18 protein-coding genes and 1 pseudogene are annotated in these 21917 nt (G+C 40.9%); 10 read left to right on the top strand and 9 right to left on the bottom strand.

What is annotated here, in order from left to right:
* Positions 1 to 148: 148 nt before the first annotated feature.
* The gene (gene aroE, locus BWP33_RS01040) at positions 149 to 955 is read right to left on the bottom strand and encodes a shikimate dehydrogenase (RefSeq protein ID WP_002641223.1); all 807 of its coding nucleotides are present in this window, start codon (positions 953 to 955) and stop codon (positions 149 to 151) included.
* A gap of 72 nt (positions 956 to 1027) precedes the next feature.
* Here aroE and BWP33_RS01035 point away from each other — a divergent pair, with 72 nt between their 5' ends.
* Together BWP33_RS01035 and BWP33_RS01030 are read left to right on the top strand one after the other, a co-directional pair.
* The gene (locus tag BWP33_RS01035; protein WP_040628507.1) at positions 1028 to 1447 is read left to right on the top strand and encodes a CopD family protein; all 420 of its coding nucleotides are present in this window, start codon (positions 1028 to 1030) and stop codon (positions 1445 to 1447) included.
* 13 nt (positions 1448 to 1460) lie between these two features.
* Positions 1461 to 1928, top strand: a complete 468-nt coding sequence (locus BWP33_RS01030; protein WP_002641225.1) for a CYTH domain-containing protein — start codon at positions 1461 to 1463, stop codon at positions 1926 to 1928.
* 60 nt (positions 1929 to 1988) lie between these two features.
* Here the strand turns inward: BWP33_RS01030 and BWP33_RS12785 are convergent, their stop codons facing one another.
* Positions 1989 to 2291, bottom strand: a complete 303-nt coding sequence (locus tag BWP33_RS12785) for a hypothetical protein (RefSeq protein ID WP_244903124.1) — start codon at positions 2289 to 2291, stop codon at positions 1989 to 1991.
* A 99-nt stretch (positions 2292 to 2390) separates the two neighbouring features.
* Between BWP33_RS12785 and BWP33_RS01025 the strand changes: the two genes are divergently transcribed.
* Together BWP33_RS01025 and BWP33_RS01020 are read left to right on the top strand one after the other, a co-directional pair.
* Positions 2391 to 4133: a site-specific DNA-methyltransferase gene (locus tag BWP33_RS01025; RefSeq protein WP_398408079.1), complete on the top strand. Its 1743-nt coding sequence runs from the start codon at positions 2391 to 2393 to the stop codon at positions 4131 to 4133.
* Positions 4134 to 4145: 12 nt separating this feature from the next.
* A complete protein-coding gene (locus BWP33_RS01020) occupies positions 4146 to 6749 on the top strand; it encodes a restriction endonuclease (RefSeq protein WP_002641227.1) in 2604 nt (867 codons plus the stop codon).
* Between the two features lie 50 nt (positions 6750 to 6799).
* On the opposite strand, the gene ppk2 is transcribed toward BWP33_RS01020, so the two are convergent.
* Entirely contained in the window at positions 6800 to 7720 is a 921-nt protein-coding gene (gene ppk2 / locus BWP33_RS01015; RefSeq protein ID WP_002641228.1) for a polyphosphate kinase 2, read from the bottom strand.
* Positions 7721 to 7844: 124 nt separating this feature from the next.
* On the opposite strand from ppk2, the gene BWP33_RS01010 reads away from it, so the two are divergent.
* The 3 genes from BWP33_RS01010 (at position 7845) to dnaK (ending at position 13160) form a co-directional block, all read left to right on the top strand.
* The gene (locus BWP33_RS01010; RefSeq protein WP_002641229.1) at positions 7845 to 9620 is read left to right on the top strand and encodes a bifunctional chorismate-binding protein/class IV aminotransferase; all 1776 of its coding nucleotides are present in this window, start codon (positions 7845 to 7847) and stop codon (positions 9618 to 9620) included.
* Between the two features lie 122 nt (positions 9621 to 9742).
* Positions 9743 to 10957, top strand: coding sequence for a pyridoxal phosphate-dependent aminotransferase (locus BWP33_RS01005; protein WP_002641230.1), 1215 nt, complete (start codon positions 9743 to 9745; stop codon positions 10955 to 10957).
* 286 nt (positions 10958 to 11243) lie between these two features.
* Positions 11244 to 13160 (top strand): molecular chaperone DnaK, encoded by a 1917-nt coding sequence (gene dnaK, locus BWP33_RS01000; RefSeq protein ID WP_002641231.1) that lies wholly within the window; start codon positions 11244 to 11246, stop codon positions 13158 to 13160.
* Between the two features lie 69 nt (positions 13161 to 13229).
* On the opposite strand, the pseudogene BWP33_RS12615 reads toward dnaK, so the two are convergent.
* The 4 genes and pseudogenes from BWP33_RS12615 to BWP33_RS00980 form a co-directional block, all read right to left on the bottom strand.
* Positions 13230 to 13496: pseudogene (locus tag BWP33_RS12615) on the bottom strand (phosphoribosyl-AMP cyclohydrolase).
* A 133-nt stretch (positions 13497 to 13629) separates the two neighbouring features.
* Positions 13630 to 14871 (bottom strand): sodium/glutamate symporter, encoded by a 1242-nt coding sequence (gene gltS, locus BWP33_RS00990; RefSeq protein WP_002641232.1) that lies wholly within the window; start codon positions 14869 to 14871, stop codon positions 13630 to 13632.
* Positions 14872 to 14959: 88 nt separating this feature from the next.
* On the bottom strand, positions 14960 to 15823 hold the full coding sequence (locus tag BWP33_RS00985; protein ID WP_002641233.1) for a basic amino acid ABC transporter substrate-binding protein: 864 nt from the start codon (positions 15821 to 15823) through the stop codon (positions 14960 to 14962).
* Between the two features lie 286 nt (positions 15824 to 16109).
* The gene (locus tag BWP33_RS00980; protein ID WP_002641234.1) at positions 16110 to 16826 is read right to left on the bottom strand and encodes an OmpA family protein; all 717 of its coding nucleotides are present in this window, start codon (positions 16824 to 16826) and stop codon (positions 16110 to 16112) included.
* A gap of 141 nt (positions 16827 to 16967) precedes the next feature.
* Here BWP33_RS00980 and BWP33_RS00975 point away from each other — a divergent pair, with 141 nt between their 5' ends.
* The 3 genes from BWP33_RS00975 (at position 16968) to BWP33_RS00965 (ending at position 20873) form a co-directional block, all read left to right on the top strand.
* On the top strand, positions 16968 to 17723 hold the full coding sequence (locus BWP33_RS00975; RefSeq protein WP_002641156.1) for an IS5 family transposase: 756 nt from the start codon (positions 16968 to 16970) through the stop codon (positions 17721 to 17723).
* A gap of 272 nt (positions 17724 to 17995) precedes the next feature.
* The gene (locus BWP33_RS00970) at positions 17996 to 19441 is read left to right on the top strand and encodes an OmpP1/FadL family transporter (protein WP_002641235.1); all 1446 of its coding nucleotides are present in this window, start codon (positions 17996 to 17998) and stop codon (positions 19439 to 19441) included.
* 103 nt (positions 19442 to 19544) lie between these two features.
* On the top strand, positions 19545 to 20873 hold the full coding sequence (locus BWP33_RS00965; RefSeq protein WP_002641236.1) for a M16 family metallopeptidase: 1329 nt from the start codon (positions 19545 to 19547) through the stop codon (positions 20871 to 20873).
* A gap of 119 nt (positions 20874 to 20992) precedes the next feature.
* On the opposite strand, the gene BWP33_RS00960 is transcribed toward BWP33_RS00965, so the two are convergent.
* Together BWP33_RS00960 and rpsU are read right to left on the bottom strand one after the other, a co-directional pair.
* Positions 20993 to 21538, bottom strand: a complete 546-nt coding sequence (locus BWP33_RS00960; RefSeq protein ID WP_002641237.1) for a hypothetical protein — start codon at positions 21536 to 21538, stop codon at positions 20993 to 20995.
* Positions 21539 to 21659: 121 nt separating this feature from the next.
* Positions 21660 to 21872 carry a 30S ribosomal protein S21 gene (gene rpsU, locus BWP33_RS00955; RefSeq protein ID WP_002641238.1) on the bottom strand — a complete coding sequence of 71 codons (213 nt, stop codon included), beginning with the start codon at positions 21870 to 21872 and terminating at the stop codon, positions 21660 to 21662.
* Positions 21873 to 21917: the final 45 nt, after the last annotated feature.

Here is a 21917-nt window from a genome sequence, read left to right as displayed (position 1 = left end):
TAGTGGATTAAAATAAAAATTCCCAAGGCGACCACGTCCGCCGTGTACGAATAGTACATCAGGACGTGGACAACGCTGGGAAATCGCAATTTTAATTCACTATATTTTTGTTTTACAAAGGTTTCAGGCTGCCTGAATATTCAAAAAATCATCTCATCGCCGCAATCACAGGCGCAATATCTGGCGTAAAACCACGCCACAAGCGAAAACTCTCCGCCGCTTGCCCAACCAACATCCCCAAACCATCGGCAACCTGTTGCGCACCACATTCACGCGCATGACATAAAAACTTTGTTAATTCACGACCATACATCATATCATACACCAGCTCTGTCCCTGCAAAAATCGCATCGTCCACTGCAAGCAAATGTCCATTCAGGCTGCCTGAAGTCGCGTTCACAATAACATCAACCCGAATATCGCGTAAATCCGCAAACGCCATCGCTTGAATTTTAAATTGTTTTGCTAATTCAATGGCTTTACTTTCTGTGCGATTGGCGATAATCACTTTTTCAGGTTGCTTTGACAAAATTGGCATCACCACGCCACGCGCCGCTCCGCCTGCACCCAAAATCAATATTGTTTTGTTTTGTAATGAAATTTTTAAATTACCCACCACATCATTAACCAAACCCACGCCGTCTGTGTTGTCGCCGCGCAATTTGCCATTTTCCAGCAAAATCAAGGTATTGACTGCACCAGCCGCCTGCGCTCGTTCGGATAATTCATCAACCAAATCAAAAGCATACTGCTTAAATGGCACGGTAACATTTGCGCCACGCCCACCACTTGCAAAAAAATCACGCACGGCTGCCTGAAACGCATCACGCGAATCATCAACCAAAATTTTATGATATTCAATTAGTTCACCTTGTTGCGCGGCAAATTGTGCGTGAATCTCGGGCGATTTGCTGTGGGCGATTGGGTTGCCAAAAACCGCATATTGAGCCGTCATCGTGTTCTCCAAAGAAAAAAAATCTATTTTAGCGTAAAATGTGAACTGTTTTTCCCATTCCGATTTTAAAAAATGTATTTACTATTCAAATCATTACATATTTTCTTTATGATTTCATGGTTTGCAGGTTTATTTTATCTGCCACGAATTTATGTCAATTTAGCCATGAAATCAAACATATCAACAGAATATCAACATTTACTGATAATGGCGAGAAAATTGTATCGTTTTATGACACCATGGTGTGTTGGCGCGGTGGTGTGTGGTTTACTGATTCCAGCGTTTTCGTTTGGCTATCGGGCGGGCTGGATTCACATAAAAATTTTGTGCGCTATTTTATTGATTATTTATCATTTCTATTGCGGACTAATTTTACGCCAATTTGAACACGGACAAAATTCACGCAGCCACAAATGGTATCGCGTGTTTAATGAATTACCAGTTTTTGTATTGATTTTGGCGATTTATTTTGTGATTTACAAACCATTTTAATGGAAAATTGTTGATGAAAAACATTGAAATTGAAAGACGATTTTTATTAAACAATGAAAATTGGCGCGACTTCATTCAAAAATCATTTTTATTAAAACAAGGCTACATCAGCGTAGAAAAAGAATGTGCGATTCGCGTCCGAATTGTGGACGAAAGCGCGTGGCTCACACTCAAAGGCTACATTTCTGACACCACACGCAGTGAATTTGAATACGAAATTCCGCTCGCCGATGCCAATAATATGATGCAACATTTATGCCCATTCAAAATTGAGAAAATGCGCCATTTGGTTGAATATCAAAACTTTATCTTTGAAATTGATGAATTTTTTGGTGAAAATGCGCCACTTGTGGTCGCAGAAATTGAATTGCCCAATGAACACGCCGATTTTCCACGCCCTGACTGGCTCGGCGAAGAAATCACCAGTCATGGGCATTTTACCAACGCCTATTTGAGTAAACACCCATATGGCAGTTGGTAACTTTTCAGGCTGCCTGAAGAGCTTGCAGAACATCAAATAATCAACTACTATTTTTGCATTTTAACCCACTGGAGACGCAATTATGGCAACCGAACCGAACCGAACCGAACCGAACCGAACCGAACCGAACCGAACCGAACCGAACCGAACCGAACCGAACCGAACCGAACCGAACCGAACCGAACCGAACCGAACCGAACCGAACCGAACCGAACCGAACCGAACCGAACCGAACCGAACCGAACCGAACCGAACCGAACCGAACCGAACCGAACCGAACCGAACCGAACCGAACCGAACCGAACCGAACCGAACCGAACCGAACCGAACCGAACCGAACCGAACCGAACCGAAATTATACAAGAAAATTCAATTATTTACAATAAAATTAATGAATTAAAACAAATCTTTCCCGAAGTTTTCGCCGAAAACAAAATTGACTGGGAAAAACTCAAACTCGTTTTGGGCGAAGACAATTTAGCCCACCAAAACGAACGCTATCAATTAAATTGGGCAGGTAAAACCGATGCTTATCGTACGTTTCAAAGCCCAACATTCAACACGCTCGCGCCTTGCCAATCTGAAAGCGTGGATTTTAACCAAACGCAAAATATTTTCATTGAAGCCGAAAACATGGAAGCTTTGAAAATTCTGCAAAAATCCTACGCGGGCAAAGTCAAAATGATTTATATTGACCCACCGTACAATACAGGCAGCGACAGCTTTATCTATCCCGACAAATTCAGCGAAACACGCAAAGAATACGCCCAGCGCGTAGGCGACACCGATACAGATGGCTACCTGAAACGCGATGGCGTATTCCAAGGGGCATTTCGCAAAAACAGCAAAGAAAACGGACACTACCACAGCAACTGGCTTTCTATGATGCTGCCACGACTACATTTAGCAAAAACGCTGCTGCGCGATGATGGCGTGATTTTCATCAGCATTGACGACAACGAACAGGCGCAGTTGAAATTGTTGTGTGATGAAGAAGTGTTTGGGGCGGAGAATTTTGTAGGAGAAGTTATCTGGGAACGTGCTTATTCGCCAGTAAATTTAAAAAGGCATTTTTCAGAAAGCCATGATTATTTACTATGTTATGCAAAAAATAAGGATTTGGCTGTTTGCAATGGATTAAAACGCAACGATGAAGCTAATAGTCGTTATTCCAATCCTGATAATGATAGTCGCGGCATATGGAAAAGCAGCGATTTATCTGTTGGACCAGCGATTGAAAGCAATATTTATGAAATTACGACACCGAGTGGTAGAAAAGTTTTACCACCAAGTGGATATAGTTGGCGATTAAATAAAGAACGTTTTCAAGAGTTTGTTTCTGATAATCGCATTTGGTTTGGAGAAACAGGTAATAATGTACCTTCAATTAAACGTTTCTTATCTGAAGTTAAAAATACCGTTACTCCCATGACAATTTGGAAATATCAAGATGTTGGACATTCGCAATCTGCCAGTCAAGATTTGAAACGATTATTTGACAATAAAGCATTTTTTGACTATCCAAAACCAACTAATTTTGTTCAAAGAATGCTTGAATTATATTCAAATTCAGATAGCATCATTATGGACTTCTTCTCCGGCAGCGGTACAACCGCCCACGCCGTAATGCAACTCAACGCCGAAGACGGTGGCAATCGCCGCTATATTTGCGTGCAATTGCCCGAAGAATGCGACCCAAAATCCGAAGCCGCCAAAGCAGGTTTCGCCAATATCGCCGAAATCGCCAAAGAACGCATTCGCCGTGCAGGCAGCCAAATTTCAGGCAGCCTGAAAGACAATCAAAGCGTAGATACGGGTTTCAAAGTCTTCAAACTCGCCGAAAGCAATTTCAAACGCTGGCAAAAACCCGATTTGGCACAATTAGGCGAAACACTTGAAATATTTACCGATACACAAGCAGCGCACGCAACACCTGAAAATATGGTGTATGAATTGTTGCTGCGTTTGGGGCTGCCTTTGACGGCTGACGTGTCGTCTGAAAATGGCGTGTATTGGCTGCGCGATGATAACCGCCGATATGCTTTGTTGTTGAGCGAATTATCGGAAAATCTTTTGTTGAATGTGATTTCACAAAAGCCAAACAAAATCATTATTTTGGATAATTTATTCAATAGCAAAGACGCATTAAAGAAAAACATGGCATTACAAATGCACGATGCTGGCATTCCGTTTGAGTGCGTGTAAGGAGCTGAAATCATGGAATTAAATTTTGAAAAGTTGGATTATCAGCAAAAGGCGATTAATGCGGTGCTTGATGTGTTTTCAGGCAGCCTGAAAATGCAGCCTGAAACGAATTTCACGCAAAATGGCATGGCTTTTGTCGCCAATAAGCGTTTGATTAGCCATGAGGATATGGCAAATAATCTCGCCAAAATCCAAACTGAAAACGGTCTGGCAAGCACCGATTTGGGCGCAAACGGCTTAAATTTTTCCGTTGAAATGGAAACAGGAACGGGCAAAACGTATGTGTATTTGCGGACGATTTATGAATTGAATCGCCAATATGGTTGGTTGAAATTTGTGATTGTGGTGCCGAATGTGGCGATTCGTGAGGGCGTGATTCAGACTTTGCGCGCGACTAAAAAGCATTTTGATGATGAATTTGACCGCCAAATTATGACGTTTCACGAATACGATAGCAGCCGTCCGCAAAATCTGAAAACGTTTGCTGAAGACCAGAATATTCAGATTTTAGTCATGACAATTCAAGCATTTAATAAAGACAGCAATATTATCAATCAGGTGCGTGAGCAAGGTTTTGCACCGATAGAATGGTTGTCGCAATCGCAACCGATTGTGATTTTGGACGAGCCGCAAAATTTTGAAAGTGAATTGAGTCAAGAAAGTATTGCAAAACTGAATCCTTTGTTTACCTTGCGTTATTCTGCAACACATAAAAATCCATACAATTTAATTTACAGTTTGAATCCTGTTCAAGCGTATCAGTTGGGCTTAGTCAAGCAAGTTGTGGTAGATAGCGTGTTGGCAAATGATGCAAATGAGGGTGCGTATGTGCGTTTGTTGGACGTGAAGCCCAGTAAAAAATCAATTTCAGCGAAAGTGGAAATTTTGGTACGCGACCCCAAAAATAAAGACATCAACAAAAAATCTGTAACCATCAAAGCGAACGATGATTTATTTCAAAAGTCTAATGAAAATGAATTGTATCGAGATGGCTACATTGTGAATCAGATTTTTTCAGACGGTGATATGTGGAAAATTGAATTGTCCAATGGCAAGATTATTCAGACATTTGAATACGATGGCTTTGTGCAAGATGCAATTATGAAACGCCAAATTTTCCAAACAGTGGAAGAACATTTGCGCAAAGAGAAAAAATTACGCGCCAAAGGAATTAAGGTTTTATCCTTGTTTTTTATTGATAAAGTAGAAAATTATCGTGGTGCAAATGGCGAAGATGGCAAATTTAAAACGTGGTTTGAAGAAGCATATCGCCATTTTTCGGACGGCAAAAATCCTGAAAATGTGCATGGCGGTTATTTTTCCCAAGATAGAAAAGGTAAAACTGAAAAAGAAAAAGAAGAGAAAACTTATCAATTGATTATGAAAGATAAGGAAAAATTGTTGTCGTTTGAATCGGAATTGCGGTTTATTTTTTCGCATTCGGCATTGCGTGAAGGTTGGGATAATCCAAATGTTTTTCAGATTTGCACGCTGAACGAAACCACCAGCACCACCAAAAAACGCCAAGAAATTGGGCGCGGTTTGCGTTTGCCAGTCAAGCAAGACGGTACGCGTCATCGTGAATTATCCGACAATGTTTTAACGGTGATTGCCAATGAAAGTTATGAACAATTCGCTAAATTGTTGCAACAGGAAATTGCAGATGATTGTGGTGTGAAATTTGCCAATGGCGGTGTAAAACCCAAATGCAATCGCCAAACAATGAAAACGCGCGATGATTTTTTAGCCGACCCTTTGTTTCAAGCCATTTGGCAGAAAATTAATCAGCAAACGCGTTATAAAGTCAATTTTTCTAGCGATGAATTGATTAAAAAAGCCGCAGAAAATATTCGCAGGCTGCCTGAAATTGAAAAACCAAATATTTCCAACCAAAAAGCCAAATTGCAAATGAGCGAAACGTATGGCGTGGAAACACAAATGGCACGTTCTGAATTAACCTTTGCATTGAATCAAAGCCATGATATTCCTGATATTTTGGGCGAAATCCAAACACGAACCGAATTGACGCGCCAAACCATTTTCCAAATTATCCAGCAATCAGGAAAAATAGCACAAATTCAAAATAATCCACAAAAATTCATTCAATTAGCCAGCAAAGAAATCCAAATGGCATTACAAGAATTGATGTTAAACGGCATTGAATATGAATTAATTGAACAACCAATTTATGAAATGCGTGAAATGTCTCATGAATTTTATTTGGACGAAAATTCATTTGAAATCACGCAACCTGAAAAAACGATTTATGAGCGCGGTTTTATTCCTTTGGACAGCCAAACAGAAAATCAATTTGCCCAAGATTGCCAAAACCATGATGCGAATGAAAAAAATGCAGTAGTGTTTTATTTCAAGCTGCCTGCAAAATTCAAAATTCGCACCCCAGCAGGAAATTATAATCCTGATTGGGCAGTTGTAATGAATCACGATGAACGGGTTTATTTTGTGGCAGAAACCAAAAACACAGGTACAGAAAATGTAGATTCACGCCAACTTCGCCAATCCGAACAACTCAAAATTGCGTACGCTGAACAACATTTTAAACAATTAACAAATGTGGAATATCGTGTTGTGAAAAAGGTTGATGAATTGAAATAAAAACTTTGAGGCTGCCTGAATCCATTTTCAGGCAGCCTCAAACAATTTAATTAACCAAATGAATGTTTGGTTTCATTCACATTCGGGTGCAACACCAGCGATCCATCTACTGTGCCAATGGCTTCGTGGTCTTTTTCGGGGTAGTCCAATTGCGACAAGAAATGACGAATACAATTCAAACGCGCGCGTTTTTTATCATCTGATTTAATGATTGTCCAAGGTGCATCTTTGCGGTGAGTGCTGAAAAACATATGGTCTTTTGCGTCCGTGTACGCGTCCCACAAATCCAAAGATTGCGTGTCCACAGGCGACAATTTCCAGTGTTTCAACGGATCCACGCTGCGCGAAACGAAACGGCGCAATTGTTCCTCTTGCGAAACCGAAAACCAAAATTTAAACAATAAGATACCATCATCAGTCAGCATACGTTCAAATTCAGGAGCTTGACGCATAAACAATTGATATTCAACAGGCGTACAAAAACCCATCACACGTTCTACACCGGCACGGTTGTACCACGAACGGTCAAACAACACAATTTCCCCTTCTGATGGCAAATGTGCAATATAACGTTGAAAATACCATTGCCCACGCTCACGCTCGGTAGGTTTTTCCAGTGCCACCACACGCGCACCACGTGGATTCAAATGCTCCATATAACGTTTGATTGTGCCACCTTTACCAGCCGCATCGCGCCCTTCAAAAATCATCACAATGCGTTGCCCTGTTTCTTTTACCCAACTTTGCACTTTAAGCAATTCAATTTGCAGTAATTTTTTTTCATATTCATATTGACTGCGTTTCATGCGTTCGGTGTAAGGATAATCGGCTGGCAAAGGCGCATCTGCGCTTTCTTCAGAAGTAATTTTACCTTTAAATTCAATAACTTTTTCTTCAAAAATTTGCGAGCGTAATTTACTGTCTTCAGAAAGTTCAATTTTTTCATAAGGTTTTAATTGTTTTTCAGCCATAGCATAAGTCCTTAGTAGTGTGAGATTAAATGTAGTAGGTTGTTATTTTAACATTATCAGAATAGATTTTGTTTGCTTTAACTCAAATGACTATAATCTTGTTTTCAATTTGGATAGAATAATTATGCAACCATTTGTTTTATTTGATGATGGTATTCAGAATCAAGCCATTTTATTGCAAAAATTTTGTTATCAAGATACGTTACCCGCCCACCAATTAAACGATTTAGATGAAAAATTGGCGCAAGGTTGGGCAAAATCTTATTTTTGTGCGATTTTTACGGATTATGAATTCGGTTTGGCATTACAAAAATTACCCGAACACGCTAATTTTTCAGGCAGCCTGAAAATAATGTGGTTTGCCCAAAAACACATTTTAGCCAATCCCGAAACGTGGTTCAAACAACACGATGACGGTTCACCAGCAGGAATCGCTACGCCACAATTAGATACCGAAAAATTAGATTACATAAATCAAATCAATAAAATACACGATGCAATTAAACGCGGCGACACCTACCAAATCAACCACACCATACGATTACACACCATAACATATGGCAACCCAATCCGCCTGTATAGCCGTCTGCGTCAAAATGTTCCCTACGCCGCTTTAGCATGTTTACCCGATGAAAATTGGGTGTTGTGTTTTTCGCCAGAATTATTTTTACGCATTGAAAATAATGGGAAAATCATCACCGAACCCATGAAAGGCACCGCCCCCATTTTGCATGATGGACAAGACGAACAACGAGCCATCAACCTACAACACGACCCCAAAAACCGCGCCGAAAACACCATGATTGTGGATTTGTTACGTAATGATTTGGGTAAATTGGCGGAAATTGGTGGTGTCAGTGTACCAGAACCCTTTAAAGTTCAAGCATTTGGAACAGTTTGGCAAATGACCAGCACCGTCCAAGCCCAAGTCAAGCACGGCACAACCGCCGCGCAAATTTTTCAGGCAGCCTTTCCATGTGGTAGCATCACGGGCGCACCAAAAAGAAAAAGCATGGAAATCATATCGTTATTGGAAAATTCGCCACGCGGCTTATACACAGGCAGCATCGGATTTTTGGAATACGCCCCCAACACAGCACTGGGTTTTTCAGGCTGCCTGAATGTGGTGATTCGCAGTTTGTTTTTGTCTAAAACAGAAAAATCAGATGAATTTTCTGCCACTTATGGCGTAGGAAGTGGCATTGTCATAGACAGCCAAGCCCACAATGAATTTGATGAATGCGCGTGGAAAGCTCGTTTTGTAACCGAATTGCGTCCCGAATGTGGCGTATTTGAAACCATGCGCGTAGAAAATCAAAATATTATACTTTTAAATCAACATCTTGACAGAATGGAAAATTCCGCTAAACAATTGAATATTCCGTTTGCGCGACACACCGCCGAACACACCATTCACGCCATTTTGCCCACATTGAATCACGCGCAAATTCATCGCTTGAAATTGATTTTAACAGCTTCAGGCAGCCTGAAAACCGAATATGCACCCATTCACGAATTATCGCCTAATCAAAAAATTATCATTAGCAACAATATATTAGCCAATCATGATTATTTGCGCCGCCATAAAATCACACATCGCCCCATGTATGATGCAGCATGGCAAACGGCAGAAAAAGTAGGCGCATTTGATGCGTTATTTTTCAATCAAGACGGTTATTTATTAGAAGGTGGACGCAGCAGCGTGATGATTTTATTGAATAATCAATGGTTAACGCCTACACTGGATTTGGATATTTTGCCAAGCATTGCGCGTACCAACGCGATGCGTTCAGGCAGCCTGAAAGAAGCGCGAATCAACCGCAAAATGCTGCAATGTGCAGAAAAAATCCGTGTGGGCAATGCGTTACGTGGATGGTTTGATGTGAACATGATTGAATGAAAAAATGAATAAATTCACAAAATGATTTTCAGGCTGCCTGAAAACTTCAAATTTGCCGCAAAAGCGTGTACATTATCCTTTCCTTTTTGTCTCAACTCCCCCACATTCAGGAGCAACCACTCATGGAACGTTTTCCCAAATCCCATAAATTAGAACACGTTTGCTACGATATTCGCGGCCCAGTACTCAAAGAAGCCACACGCATGGAAGAAGAAGGTCATAAAATCCTTAAGTTAAACATTGGTAACCCTGCGCCTTTTGGTTTTGAAGCACCTGACGAAATTGTGATGGACGTGATTCGCAATTTGCCCACTTCGCAAGGCTATTGCGACAGTAAGGGCTTGTATTCAGCGCGTAAAGCAGTTGTGCAATATTATCAATCACATGGTATTCGTGATTTAACCGTAAACGATGTTTACATTGGCAATGGCGTATCCGAATTGATTATGATGTCCATGCAAGCATTACTTAATGATGGCGATGAAATTTTGATTCCTGCGCCTGATTATCCACTTTGGACGGCAGCAGCGACTTTAGCAGGCGGTAATGTGCGCCATTATTTGTGTGATGAAGAATCGGATTGGTTTCCCGATCTTGATGATTTAAAATCCAAAATCACACCAAAAACCAAAGCCATTGTCATCATCAATCCCAATAACCCAACTGGCGCTGTGTATAGTCGCGAAATTTTGGAACAAATTGCACAATTGGCACGGCAACACCATTTGATGATTTTCGCCGATGAAATTTACGAAAAAATTGTGTACGATGGCGCAGTACATCATCATATGGCGGTGGTTGCGCCTGATGTATTTTGCATTACATTCAATGGATTGTCTAAAGCATATCGCGTAGCTGGTTTCCGTCAGGGTTGGATGATTTTAACTGGACCTAAAAAAGATGCCAAAGGTTATATTGAGGGTTTGGATATGTTGGCGTCCATGCGTTTGTGTGCGTCTACGCCGATGCAGCACGCAATTCAGACAGCCTTAGGCGGTTATCAAAGCATTAATGAATATCTGATTGAAGGCGGTCGTTTGTTGGAACAACGCAATAAAGCGTGGGAAATGCTGAACGCTATTGATGGCGTGTCATGTGTCAAACCCAAAGGCGCGTTATACTTATTCCCGAAATTGGACGTAAAAAAATTCAATATTCGCGATGACATGAAATTTGTACACGATTTCTTGTTGCAAGAAAAAGTGCTTTTGGTACAAGGTACTGGATTCAACTGGGTCAAACCAGACCATTTTCGTGTGGTGTCATTGCCCTACACGCATCAAATTGAAGAAGCCATGAATCGTTTGGAACGTTTTTTGGCATCGTATCGCCAATAGAAAATTTAACATATTGAATTAATAAAAATTTCAGGCTGCTCTTTGTATTGAGGCAGCCTGAAATTTTTATTGTTTTTGCATGAATTGACTTCATTTCATCAGAAAAATTATCACACTGCACTTGAAAAAAAATATGCTCTACCCTATCTAGCCATCATCGGCAAACAATGTTATTTTTATTCAGGCTACCTGAAAAATCATGATAATCGTGATTAGGCTTGAAAAATAAATTGTCTGCCCCATATTACATAGCATCAATTCAAAATCTTATTAGGAGCAAAATATTATGGCTAAAGTTATCGGTATTGACTTAGGTACAACCAATTCATGTGTTGCCGTTTCTGAAAATGGTAATACCAAAGTAATTGAAAACGCGGAAGGCGCACGCACCACACCTTCGGTTATTGCTTATTTAGATGGCAATGAAGTATTGGTCGGCGCACCTGCTAAACGCCAAGCCGTTACCAACGCAAAAAACACCATTTATGCTGCTAAACGCTTAATTGGTCATAAATTTGAAGACAAAGAAATCCAAAAAGACATCGATTTAATGCCATTTGAAATTGTAAAATCCACAAATGGCGATGCTTGGGTAAAAGCGCAAGGCAAAGAATTATCACCACCGCAAATTTCTGCTGAAGTATTGCGTAAAATGAAAGAAGCAGCCGAAGCATACTTAGGTGAAAAAGTAACCGAAGCCGTGATTACTGTGCCTGCTTACTTCAACGACAGCCAACGCCAAGCCACCAAAGATGCTGGGCGCATTGCTGGTTTGGACGTGAAACGCATTATCAATGAGCCAACGGCTGCCGCTTTGGCATTTGGTATGGACAAAGTATCTAGCGGTGATCGCAAAATTGCCGTTTATGACTTGGGTGGTGGTACATTTGATATTTCCATCATTGAAATCGCTGATATTGACGGCGACAAACAATTTGAAGTTTTGGCAACCAATGGCGATACGTTTTTGGGTGGCGAAGACTTTGACCAACGCTTGATTGACCACATCATTGCTGAATTCAAAAAAGAACAAGGTATTGATTTAAAACAAGATGTAATGGCATTGCAACGCTTAAAAGAAGCCGCAGAAAAAGCCAAAATTGAATTATCTAGCGGTCAACAAACCGAAATCAATTTGCCCTACATCACAATGGACGCAACTGGTCCGAAACACTTGGCAATGAAAGTTACTCGCGCCAAATTTGAATCTTTGGTAGAAGATTTGGTTACACGTTCTATTGAACCTTGTCGCATCGCATTGAAAGATGCAGGTTTATCAGCCAGCCAAATTGATGATGTGATTTTGGTAGGCGGTCAAACGCGTATGCCAAAAGTACAAGAAGCGGTTAAAAATTTCTTTGGCAAAGAACCACGCAAAGACGTAAATCCAGACGAAGCCGTTGCAGTCGGTGCCGCAATTCAAGGCGAAGTATTGGGTGGTGGTCGCAATGACGTGTTATTATTGGACGTTACGCCATTGTCTTTGGGTATTGAAACCATGGGTGGTGTGATGACCAAATTAATCAACAAAAACACAACCATCCCAACCAAAGCATCACAGGTATTCTCTACTGCTGAAAACAATCAATCTGCAGTAACCATCCATGTGTTGCAAGGCGAACGCGAACGCGCCACAGGCAATAAATCTTTAGGTCAATTCAATTTGGGCGACATCCCCCCTGCACCACGCGGTGTACCACAAATTGAAGTTACTTTTGACATTGACGCGAACGGTATTTTACACGTTTCTGCCAAGGATAAAGGCACTGGTAAAGCAGCCAATATTACCATCCAAGGTTCTTCAGGTTTGAGCGAAGAAGAAATCGAACGCATGGTAAAAGACGCAGAAGCCAACGCCGAAGAAGATAAAAAATTGGTTGAATTGGTGCAAAGCCGTAACCAAGCCGAAGCATTGATTCATTCCGTGAAAAAATCTTTGGAAAAACATGGCGATAAATTAGAAGCTGCCGAAAAAGCCAAAATTGAAGATGCCATGAAAGCAGCTGAAGAAGCCGTTAAAGGCGACGATAAAGCTGAAATTGATGCCAAAACCGAAGCCTTAGGCGAAGCCAGCCAAAAACTGGGGGAGATGGTGTACGCACAAGCGCAAGCTGAAGCCGAACAAAGTCAGAATGGTCAAACCAAAAAAGATGATGACATTGTAGATGCTGAATTCCAAGAAGTTAAAGATAAAAAAGATTAATATTTAAATTAATCTTTAGAATAGAAAGAAAGGCAGCCTGAAAACTGGGAAACTGGTTTTCAGGCTGCTTTAATTCACTATTAATCCACCATACAAATGCGCATGTCCGTAAATTTCCTTTTCATCTTTTAATACAGCATCTTGAATTTTCCATTCATCTTGTTACCACACCCGATAAAAGCAACTCTCACGCCCCGTGTGGCGCGAAATGCCGCATACTTGCCCAATATAAAACACGAACACTGCATCTCATATACGTTTGGTTTGCCAATCTTGGGCGATAGCACAAACTAAACCATCTTTATCCCACTTGATTTGATTGAGTAAATTATCCATATTCTTTATTTTTTCATGTTGAAGGCTGCCTGAAAAACTTTCAGGCAGCCCGAGTGATACAGTAAATTAAATACAACAGGACAAGGCAATAACACTGTACTCGTTTAAATTTAATTCTCTATCAAAATTAATATTAATGTCCAAACAACGCAATAATCGTATTCAAAATTGCTGCATTGACCAAATCAATGAAAAACGCACCCACCATTGGCACAATCAAAAACGCTTTGTGTGAAGGTCCAAATCTTTTTGTGATGGATTGCATATTGGCAACCGCAGTCGGCGTTGCACCTAAACCAAAACCACAATGTCCTGCCGCAAACACCGCCGCATCATAATCGTTGCCCATGAATCGTGCAGTAACAAAATAGCCATAAAAAATCATCACAACTGTTTGAACAGAAAGAATAATTACCATATCAGTCGCCAAACCCGCCAGCTCCCACAACTTCATGCTCATCAATGCCATCGCCAAAAACAAACTCAAAGACGCATTACCAAATACATCAATCGCACGGTCAAACATATTCACTTTGAAAGTCGCTGTCAGGAAATTACGTAATATCACGCCAAAAAATAACGCCCACACAAATTGTGGCATTTTCGTCCATTTCGGTAAGACACCCGCATCAATTTGATTACCCACCCAAGTCGCCATCAACGATGAAAATGCCAAACACGCCGCAAATAATGCCATGGTTTCAATAGCATTATTTGCGGTAATCAAACGTTGTTGGTTGGCATTTTCAAAGGTGTCGTTTATAGAATCTGGGTTATTGCTTGCGCTTTCAACTTGTGGCTGTTTACCCATTTTGTTAATCAAACGGCGCGCCACTGGCCCACCAATCAAACCACCCATGACCAAACCAAATGTCGCGGACGTCATTGCCATTTCAGTTGCACCTGTGATGCCGTAATCTTTGGTCAAAGTCGCCCCCCAAGCTGCGCCTGTGCCGTGTCCGCCCGTTAGCGTGATTGAACCTGTAATCAAGCCAATCAACGGATTTTGCCCCAAAACCGCTGCCATACCCATGCCAACCATATTTTGTACAAAAATAAAAATACTCACAACAAGCAAAAAGATAATTAATGGCAACCCACCTTCTTTCAAGCGCGAAAAATCCGCAGACAAACCAATTGACGAGAAAAATATCAGCATAAAACTGTCTTGCAGTGATTTTTCAAATGTAAATGAATGTCCTGTTGTGTAATACAAAACCGTGATGATGGTCGCAGCAATCAAACCACCTGCCACAGGTTCTGGAATGTTAAAATCGCGTAAGAATTTGATTTTATCTACCAAAATTTTACCAAACAGTAAAACAATGGTCGCTGCAATCAGCGTGTAATATCCATTGAGTGCAATCGGTTGCATGGTTTGTTTCCTTGTATAAAAAAATCATTATTCTGATGTGATGATTTCAGGCTGCCTGAATCAATAAGGCTACCTGAAAACCACTTCATTATTTGGGTGTACTGGCAGAACTGGCAACATCAGCTGGTGCCGATTGCGCGGACTGACCGAACCATTGTTGCTCAATTTTAGCGTAAGTACCATTGGCTTTGATGGTGCTTAAACCTTTGTTGATGGCTTCGCGCAAACCGTCATTACGTCCTTTGCGGAACGCAAAACCGTATTGTTCTTTGATGAAACTCGGATCCACGATGGTAAACAATTTATCTTTCGGATGTTGTTTAACGTAATAGCCCACCACGCTGCTGTCGCCCACCACTGCATCTACGCCACCGCTTTCCAATTCCTTAAATGCCAATGGCATGGTTTCAAAGCGTTTAATATTGGCACTGTCTTTGCCTTGCAGATTTTGCAAAATCAAATCGCCTGAAGTGGCTGATTGTACGGACGCAGCACGTGTTTTCAAATCGGCAAAATTTTTGATTTTGTCGTGATTGCGCTCGGTGGTAACAATCATTTGAGTGGCTTCAAAATAGGGATCGGAAAAATCCAATTGTTGTTTACGTTCATCATTAATGGTAATACTTGCCAATGCAATGTCGCTGTCGCCTTTGCCCACATTGGCAAATAAGCCTTCAAATGGCGTATTCACAAAATCCAATTTCACATTTTGAGATTTGGCTGCTGCATCCAAAACATCATGCGAGAAACCAACCACCTGATTATTTTCCATAAACTCCATCGGCGCATAACTGGCATCAGTGGCAACAATATAAGTTTTGCTGCTATCTAATGCTGTTGTGGCAGATGTTGCCGATTCATTTGTGGAGGCTGGCGTAGATTTTTCGCCACCCGAACACGCCATCAATGCCATCATGACACCCGACGCCAAAATAGTTCGCATCAACATCATTTTTTTCTTTCCCAATTTAAATTAAATGTAAATAAGAACCTGTATTCAAAGCCAAACGTGATGTCTTTTTGCCCCATTTAGCACGCCTGCTGCGTTGAATTTTATGCCAATAGGAACGGCTATTGGCATAAAATTCGCCTGACATTCGCACCAACTGGGACAAAAATCCATTTCATGTTGGCTATGAATACAGGTTCTAAATCTTCAGGCTGCCTGAAAACAAGTTTCAGCAAAAGAAACTCTTTTCAGGCAGCCTGAAAATCAGTCAATTCCATTAATAAATAAATTAACGTAACACCACTTCCACACGACGACTGTCGTTGGTTTCCGCGGTTGGATTGCTCACTTGGATACTGCCATCGGGAATACCAGCTGCTAACAACACGCTGCGCACTGCCAATGCACGATCACGCGCTAAATTTTCGTTAGATTCCACGTTAGAATAAGTCAAAATCACGGCTTTTTTGCCTGCTTTCACGCCGTTCACGATGCCCTTGAGTGATTCTAAAGTATTGGCGGTTACATCGGCTTTGCCTGTCGCGAAATAAAAACGCACGATATCACCGTCTACCACCACTTTGCTTTGTTCTTGCTGTACGCCATCAGCAGCCAAAATCGCTTTAGCGGTACTAGAAGCAGCCACTGCAGATGCAGATGGTGCAGACACAACTTGTGATGCCACAATGATTTGCACTGTATCGTCATCACCCACATCAGATGGCGCAGTCATGCCTTGACTTTGGATATTAGAAGTGTTGGCGGCGATGCTGGCGGCTTGAGTTTCGTTGACAGGAATGCTGCTGGGTGCTTGCTCCGACACAACCGCCACGCCCGATGCCGATTCAGTTTTTTGATTTTCTTGATAATCTGTATAGATTGCCAAGCCAATCACACCCAAAGCCGTCAGCGCAGCCGCACCTAAACCCACCCACAAACCAAAACGATCACCTTTTTCGGCTGGCGTGTTATTGGCGTAGTTCTTTGCATTTTTTTCTGTATTCATACTGATTATTCCTGTTGAATCAAATAATTTAAGGAAAAATTAAAAGAAAATTTTTTGGCATTATAGGGGCTATTGACAATTCAAAAAAAGAGGCAAAGGATTTAAGATATTGTTTCCACGCAACCATCCCAAACCTTTGCCATGTCCCGAAACACGCTTACAAATGAAACATGGTCAAGACTGTTGCCTATTTTGAAACAGCTTGGCATTTATCGCAAGAAAAATTTACGCAAAACAGTAGAAGGTATCCTATTTCGCTTACGTACAGGCTGCCAATGGGCTGATATACCTAGTTATTTTGGTAAAGCAAACAGCCTTTACCAAAGTTTCAATCGCTGGTCTAAACGCGGTATTTTTACCCGATTATTCAAACATTTGGTAGATACACCCGATATGGAATGGGTCTTTATGGACGGTAGCCATATCCGCGTTCATCAACACGGTATGGGTAAACAATCCATTACGCATCAAGCTGTTGGTAAGAGTATCGGTGGTCATACGTCTAAAATTCATTTAGCGGTTGATGCTTGTGGTAATCCAATTGAATTTATCATTACAGCTGGTAATGTAAATGATATTGTTGTTGCGCCTGATTTATTGGCACAATTGGATTTAAGTGATAATGAAACCGTGTGTGCTGATAGGGGTTTTGACAGTGATACTTTTCGTCGGTTAATTCAGTCTAAACAAAGTAAAGCCAATATTCCATATAAGAAAAATAGAGAACATCTTAATGTGGGCACAGATTGGTATTTATATAAAATCAGGCACTTGGTAGAAAACGCTTTTGCACGATTAAAGCATTTTCGTGCGCTGGCAACACGGTACGATAAATTAAAACGTAATTATGAAAGTACTGTATCATTAGCTTGTGCTTTGATTTGGTTGAAATTATAGCTAAAATGTCATTAGCCCCTACGATAATTTTGTAAACTTTGTTGTAGCTTTTTTATCTAAAATTATCAATAAAATGTTGCTATTTGGCTTGATTTAACCAAATTCTGACAAAATGACTGGTTTTTTAAAAGAGATTAAACTAGAATAGCAATATTATTCTAGAGAATTTATTCTATACAAACCCAAATGTATCAGCTTATCGTTTTCAGGTTTCAAGCTGCCTGAAAACACTGCATCATTGGGTTTTGTTGCTTTAGAAAGGAATTTTATATATGAAATCTTACCATAAAATCAAACCATTAGCTTTATTTTTAAGCGTAATCTACACCCAATGCGCCATGGCATCAGGCTACCATTTTGGTACGCAATCTGTAACCGCACAAAGCACCGCCAATGCAGCCGCTGCAGAAGCCGACAATGCGTCTACCATTTTCTCTAACCCTGCAGGTTTAGCGTATTTGGATAAAAACCAAGTAACTGCAACACTCAATTTGGTGATGCCTACCATCAAATACTCCAACGCAAAAGCCTATTATTATCAGGGCAGTGAAGTAAGTGGCCAAGATAACGGTAAAATTACCAAAGATGCCGTTTTCGCACCCCATGCTTATGGCGCATACAAACTAAATGATCGCACCACTTTGGGTTTGGGTATTTACATTCCATTTGCATCAAAAACCGAATACAGCAAAGATTCAAAATTACGCTATAATTTTAATCAATTAGGTTTAACCACTGTAGATATTGAACCATCTATTGCATTTAAAGTTACCCCAAAACATTCCATTGGCGCAGGCTTAATTGCACAATACTCCAAAGCAGAACTTCGCAAATATTCTGACTGGAGCGCACGTTATACCGACACGCAATTGGCTGCCTTAAAAGCAGCAGGACGTATTCCAACCACCGACCGCGCCGCTTTTGATGGACACGCCGAAGCCAAAGGCGATGATTGGGCTTTTGGTTATCACATTGGCTGGCTATATGAACCCAATGAACGCATACGCGTCGGTGCTGCCTACCGCTCTAAAGTGGAACACAAATTACACGGTACAACAGAGTGGAAAGCCGATGGAGCAATTGCACAACAACTTTATCCCAGCAGCATTAGTCAACCTGTCTCTATACTCTCAGATGGCTCTGTGAATCCCAATGGTGGTAAAGGCTACTTACCAAGCGAAAATGCCAGCATCAAATTGATTACACCTGAATCTGCATCCGTACACGGTATGTACAAAGCCACTGATAAATTGAATATTTTTGGTGATGTTACTTGGACACGCCACAGTCGTTTCAATGAAGCCAGCTTGGTATTTGATAATCAAAAAGCCACCATAAGCGGTCAACTTTCCAATTCCAATACCATTAAACCCAAGTGGCGTGATACCTACAAAGTAGCACTGGGTGGCTCATATCAATTAAGCAAACCTTTGCAATTGCGTGCTGGGGTTGCTTTTGATAAATCGCCCGTCAAAAATGCAAAAACACGTATGCATACCATGCCCGATGGTAACCGTATGTGGTACTCTGTTGGTTTGAAATATGATTTCAAAAAAGGGCATAGTTTGGACATGGCATACAGCCATATTCATATTAATGACACGCGTTTTGAAGCCGAAGCCGCACCAGGTAATGACGTGGACAGCAAAGGCGCAACATCTGCTGAATTCAATAATTATGCCAATATCTTAGGTATCCAATACACTTATAAATTCTAAAAATTATTGATTTATTATTTTTCAGGTTGCCTTGATTATTCAGGCAGCCTGAAAAGTTTATTTCATGTTATGATGAAATTTTATTGATGATTTGGATAATTTCATGAATCGCATTCTTTCAGGCTGCCTAATCGGTACCGCCCTATTCTCACTCACACCCATGGCACAAGCCATTGATATTCAACGCTGGACAACACCACAAGGCAGCCAAGTTTTATTGGTAGAACGCCACGATTTGCCGATTGTAGATTACACCGTCATTTTCAAAGGCGCAGGGTCAACCGCCGACCCAGAAGGAAAAAGCAACATCGCCGCCGCTACCGCGCAATTACTCGTCAGTGGCACAACTCAATTAGATGAAGAGCAATTTAATTCTAAAATCAATGATTTAGCTTCTAATATAGAGACTGGCAATAGCTTTGAATACAGCAATGTCAGTTTCCGCAGTTTAAGCGATGCCAACAAATTAAATGCCACCGCCGATTTGTTCAACCAAGCCATTACCCAACCGCGTTTTGATGCCAACGCCTTGCAACGCATCAAAGACCAAGCAATTTTGTCACTCAAACAAAGCGAAAGTTATCCCGATTATTTAGCCAGCCGCGAATTAACGCGCTTAAATTATCCTCATCACCCCTATGGCAAATCTGCATATCAAACCGTAGAAAAAATTCAATCTATTCAACAACAAGATTTAGTGAATTTCCATAAGAAAAATTATACACAAAATCAAGCGATTATTGCCATTGTTGGCGACATCACACGCCCACAGGCAGAAGCCTTAATTACACGAACATTATCAAATGTCTCCACACACATCAACACCAACACTGCCGCGCCAAAAGTGGAAATTATTGGTGGAAAAAGAAAAAATTTGCCTTACCCGCACAGCACTCAAACCAGCATCAGCATGGGTTTACCTGTTTTAACCGCTGACGACCCTGATTATTTCGCCATGTTAGTGGGCAATTATATTTTGGGTGGCGGCGAATTTGATAGCCGCCTGATGAAGGAATTACGCGATAAAAAAGGTTATACCTACGGCGTAACCAGCAGTTTATCCGCCTACACACAAGCTGCACCGTTTACCATCACGTTTTCTACCGAAAACCAAAACGCTAAAGACGCACTCGCCAGCGCACAAAAAGTATTAGCTGATTTCATCGCACAAGGGCCAACCGCCACCGAACTGAAACAAGCCAAAGACAGCATCACGGGCGCATTCCCTTTACGCTTTGATACCAATGGAAAATTATTGGGTAATTTGATGGCAGTAGGCGTACACAATCGCCCAACCGATTGGTTTGACACCTACAACGACAAAATCAATGCACTTACCGTTGACGACATCAAACGCGCTTGGCAAAGAAAAATTCAGCCTACACAATTAAATATTGTTGTGGTCGGTGGAAAAAATAGCGCAAAACCTTAACAGAATAAAAGAATAGTCGTTTAAAATAAATTTTAAACGACTATATTTCCATATTATCTGTGCATTATGCAACGCTATTGCCTTGAAATACGCCAATCTAGGGTTTTGATGCAAAAGTTTCAGGCAGCCTGAAAACGAAACTCCGCATGAACAGGCAACAAATGCACATTACTCGGATTGCTGATAAATTCGCTCATAATCATTTTAACTTGTGGATTATTTTGTGTATTTTTGAAAATAAACCAATCAGCAATCAAATCCGCTTGCTGTTCCATATTAAATTGATTGAATCGCTGACACACACCCACACGGTCGCTGTACGCATAGCACGCATTGCCACGATAACCGCCTTTCATCCCTAAAATTGCGCCGTCCAGCCATGTCATCAAGCCCAGTTGATATTGCCAAACGTGCGCCATTTCATGAATAAATAAATGTTGTTTGGTGATACTGGCTGTGCTGAAATCGTCCACATACAACGCAGGCGGAAAGTGCATCGTCCCAAACGGCGACATGGCAATTTTCTCATTTTGAAACAATGGAATAAGCCGACCTTTGTGAATAAAAATTTTGTCGTAATTCAAACTATTTTGGTACACGGTTTGCGCGAGTGTGATTTCACCTAGTGTTAGTTTACGGTAGCGAAGTAAATTTGTGTTTAACATAATGATGTATTAATGAACGATAGAATGATGATTAATGAAAAAAACACCGCAAACTCATTGTGTTGCGGTGTTCAGATAATGGATTCATTTCATCGCAATGACAAAATGATGCGCCGAAAAATCAATACATTTTAGGTGGCAAAGTTTGGCTACGCAAACGTTTTTGCAAACGTTTCACAGCTGCTGCTTTTTTGCGTTTACGTTCAGTAGTTGGTTTTTCGTAAGCTTCGCGCGCGCGTAATTCAGTCAAAAGACCTGTTTTCTCAATGGCACGTTTAAAGCGACGCATCGCTACTTCAAATGGTTCATTTTCTTTTACACGAATAGCAGGCATGTTTTCATTCCTTCAATAAAAAAGTTTAAAAATAAAAGCTTATCA

Origin of the sequence: Simonsiella muelleri ATCC 29453, from assembly GCF_002951835.1 — a bacterium.
GTDB classification, from domain to species: domain Bacteria; phylum Pseudomonadota; class Gammaproteobacteria; order Burkholderiales; family Neisseriaceae; genus Simonsiella; species Simonsiella muelleri.
Note: the sequence above shows the minus strand (reverse complement) of the source record. Positions and strands in the feature narration are given on the sequence as shown.

Excerpts from the sequence above, each read along its gene's own strand:
- aroE (WP_002641223.1), bottom strand. The coding sequence starts at position 955 with ATGACGGCTCAATATGCGGTTTTTGGCAACCCAATCGCCCACAGCAAA.
- BWP33_RS01035 (WP_040628507.1), top strand. The coding sequence starts at position 1,028 with ATGTATTTACTATTCAAATCATTACATATTTTCTTTATGATTTCATGG.
- BWP33_RS01030 (WP_002641225.1), top strand. The coding sequence starts at position 1,461 with ATGAAAAACATTGAAATTGAAAGACGATTTTTATTAAACAATGAAAAT.
- BWP33_RS01020 (WP_002641227.1), top strand. The coding sequence starts at position 4,146 with ATGGAATTAAATTTTGAAAAGTTGGATTATCAGCAAAAGGCGATTAAT.
- ppk2 (WP_002641228.1), bottom strand. The coding sequence starts at position 7,720 with ATGGCTGAAAAACAATTAAAACCTTATGAAAAAATTGAACTTTCTGAA.
- BWP33_RS01010 (WP_002641229.1), top strand. The coding sequence starts at position 7,845 with ATGCAACCATTTGTTTTATTTGATGATGGTATTCAGAATCAAGCCATT.
- BWP33_RS01005 (WP_002641230.1), top strand. The coding sequence starts at position 9,743 with ATGGAACGTTTTCCCAAATCCCATAAATTAGAACACGTTTGCTACGAT.
- dnaK (WP_002641231.1), top strand. The coding sequence starts at position 11,244 with ATGGCTAAAGTTATCGGTATTGACTTAGGTACAACCAATTCATGTGTT.
- gltS (WP_002641232.1), bottom strand. The coding sequence starts at position 14,871 with ATGCAACCGATTGCACTCAATGGATATTACACGCTGATTGCAGCGACC.
- BWP33_RS00985 (WP_002641233.1), bottom strand. The coding sequence starts at position 15,823 with ATGATGTTGATGCGAACTATTTTGGCGTCGGGTGTCATGATGGCATTG.
- BWP33_RS00980 (WP_002641234.1), bottom strand. The coding sequence starts at position 16,826 with ATGAATACAGAAAAAAATGCAAAGAACTACGCCAATAACACGCCAGCC.
- BWP33_RS00975 (WP_002641156.1), top strand. The coding sequence starts at position 16,968 with ATGTCCCGAAACACGCTTACAAATGAAACATGGTCAAGACTGTTGCCT.
- BWP33_RS00970 (WP_002641235.1), top strand. The coding sequence starts at position 17,996 with ATGAAATCTTACCATAAAATCAAACCATTAGCTTTATTTTTAAGCGTA.
- BWP33_RS00965 (WP_002641236.1), top strand. The coding sequence starts at position 19,545 with ATGAATCGCATTCTTTCAGGCTGCCTAATCGGTACCGCCCTATTCTCA.
- BWP33_RS00960 (WP_002641237.1), bottom strand. The coding sequence starts at position 21,538 with ATGTTAAACACAAATTTACTTCGCTACCGTAAACTAACACTAGGTGAA.
- rpsU (WP_002641238.1), bottom strand. The coding sequence starts at position 21,872 with ATGCCTGCTATTCGTGTAAAAGAAAATGAACCATTTGAAGTAGCGATG.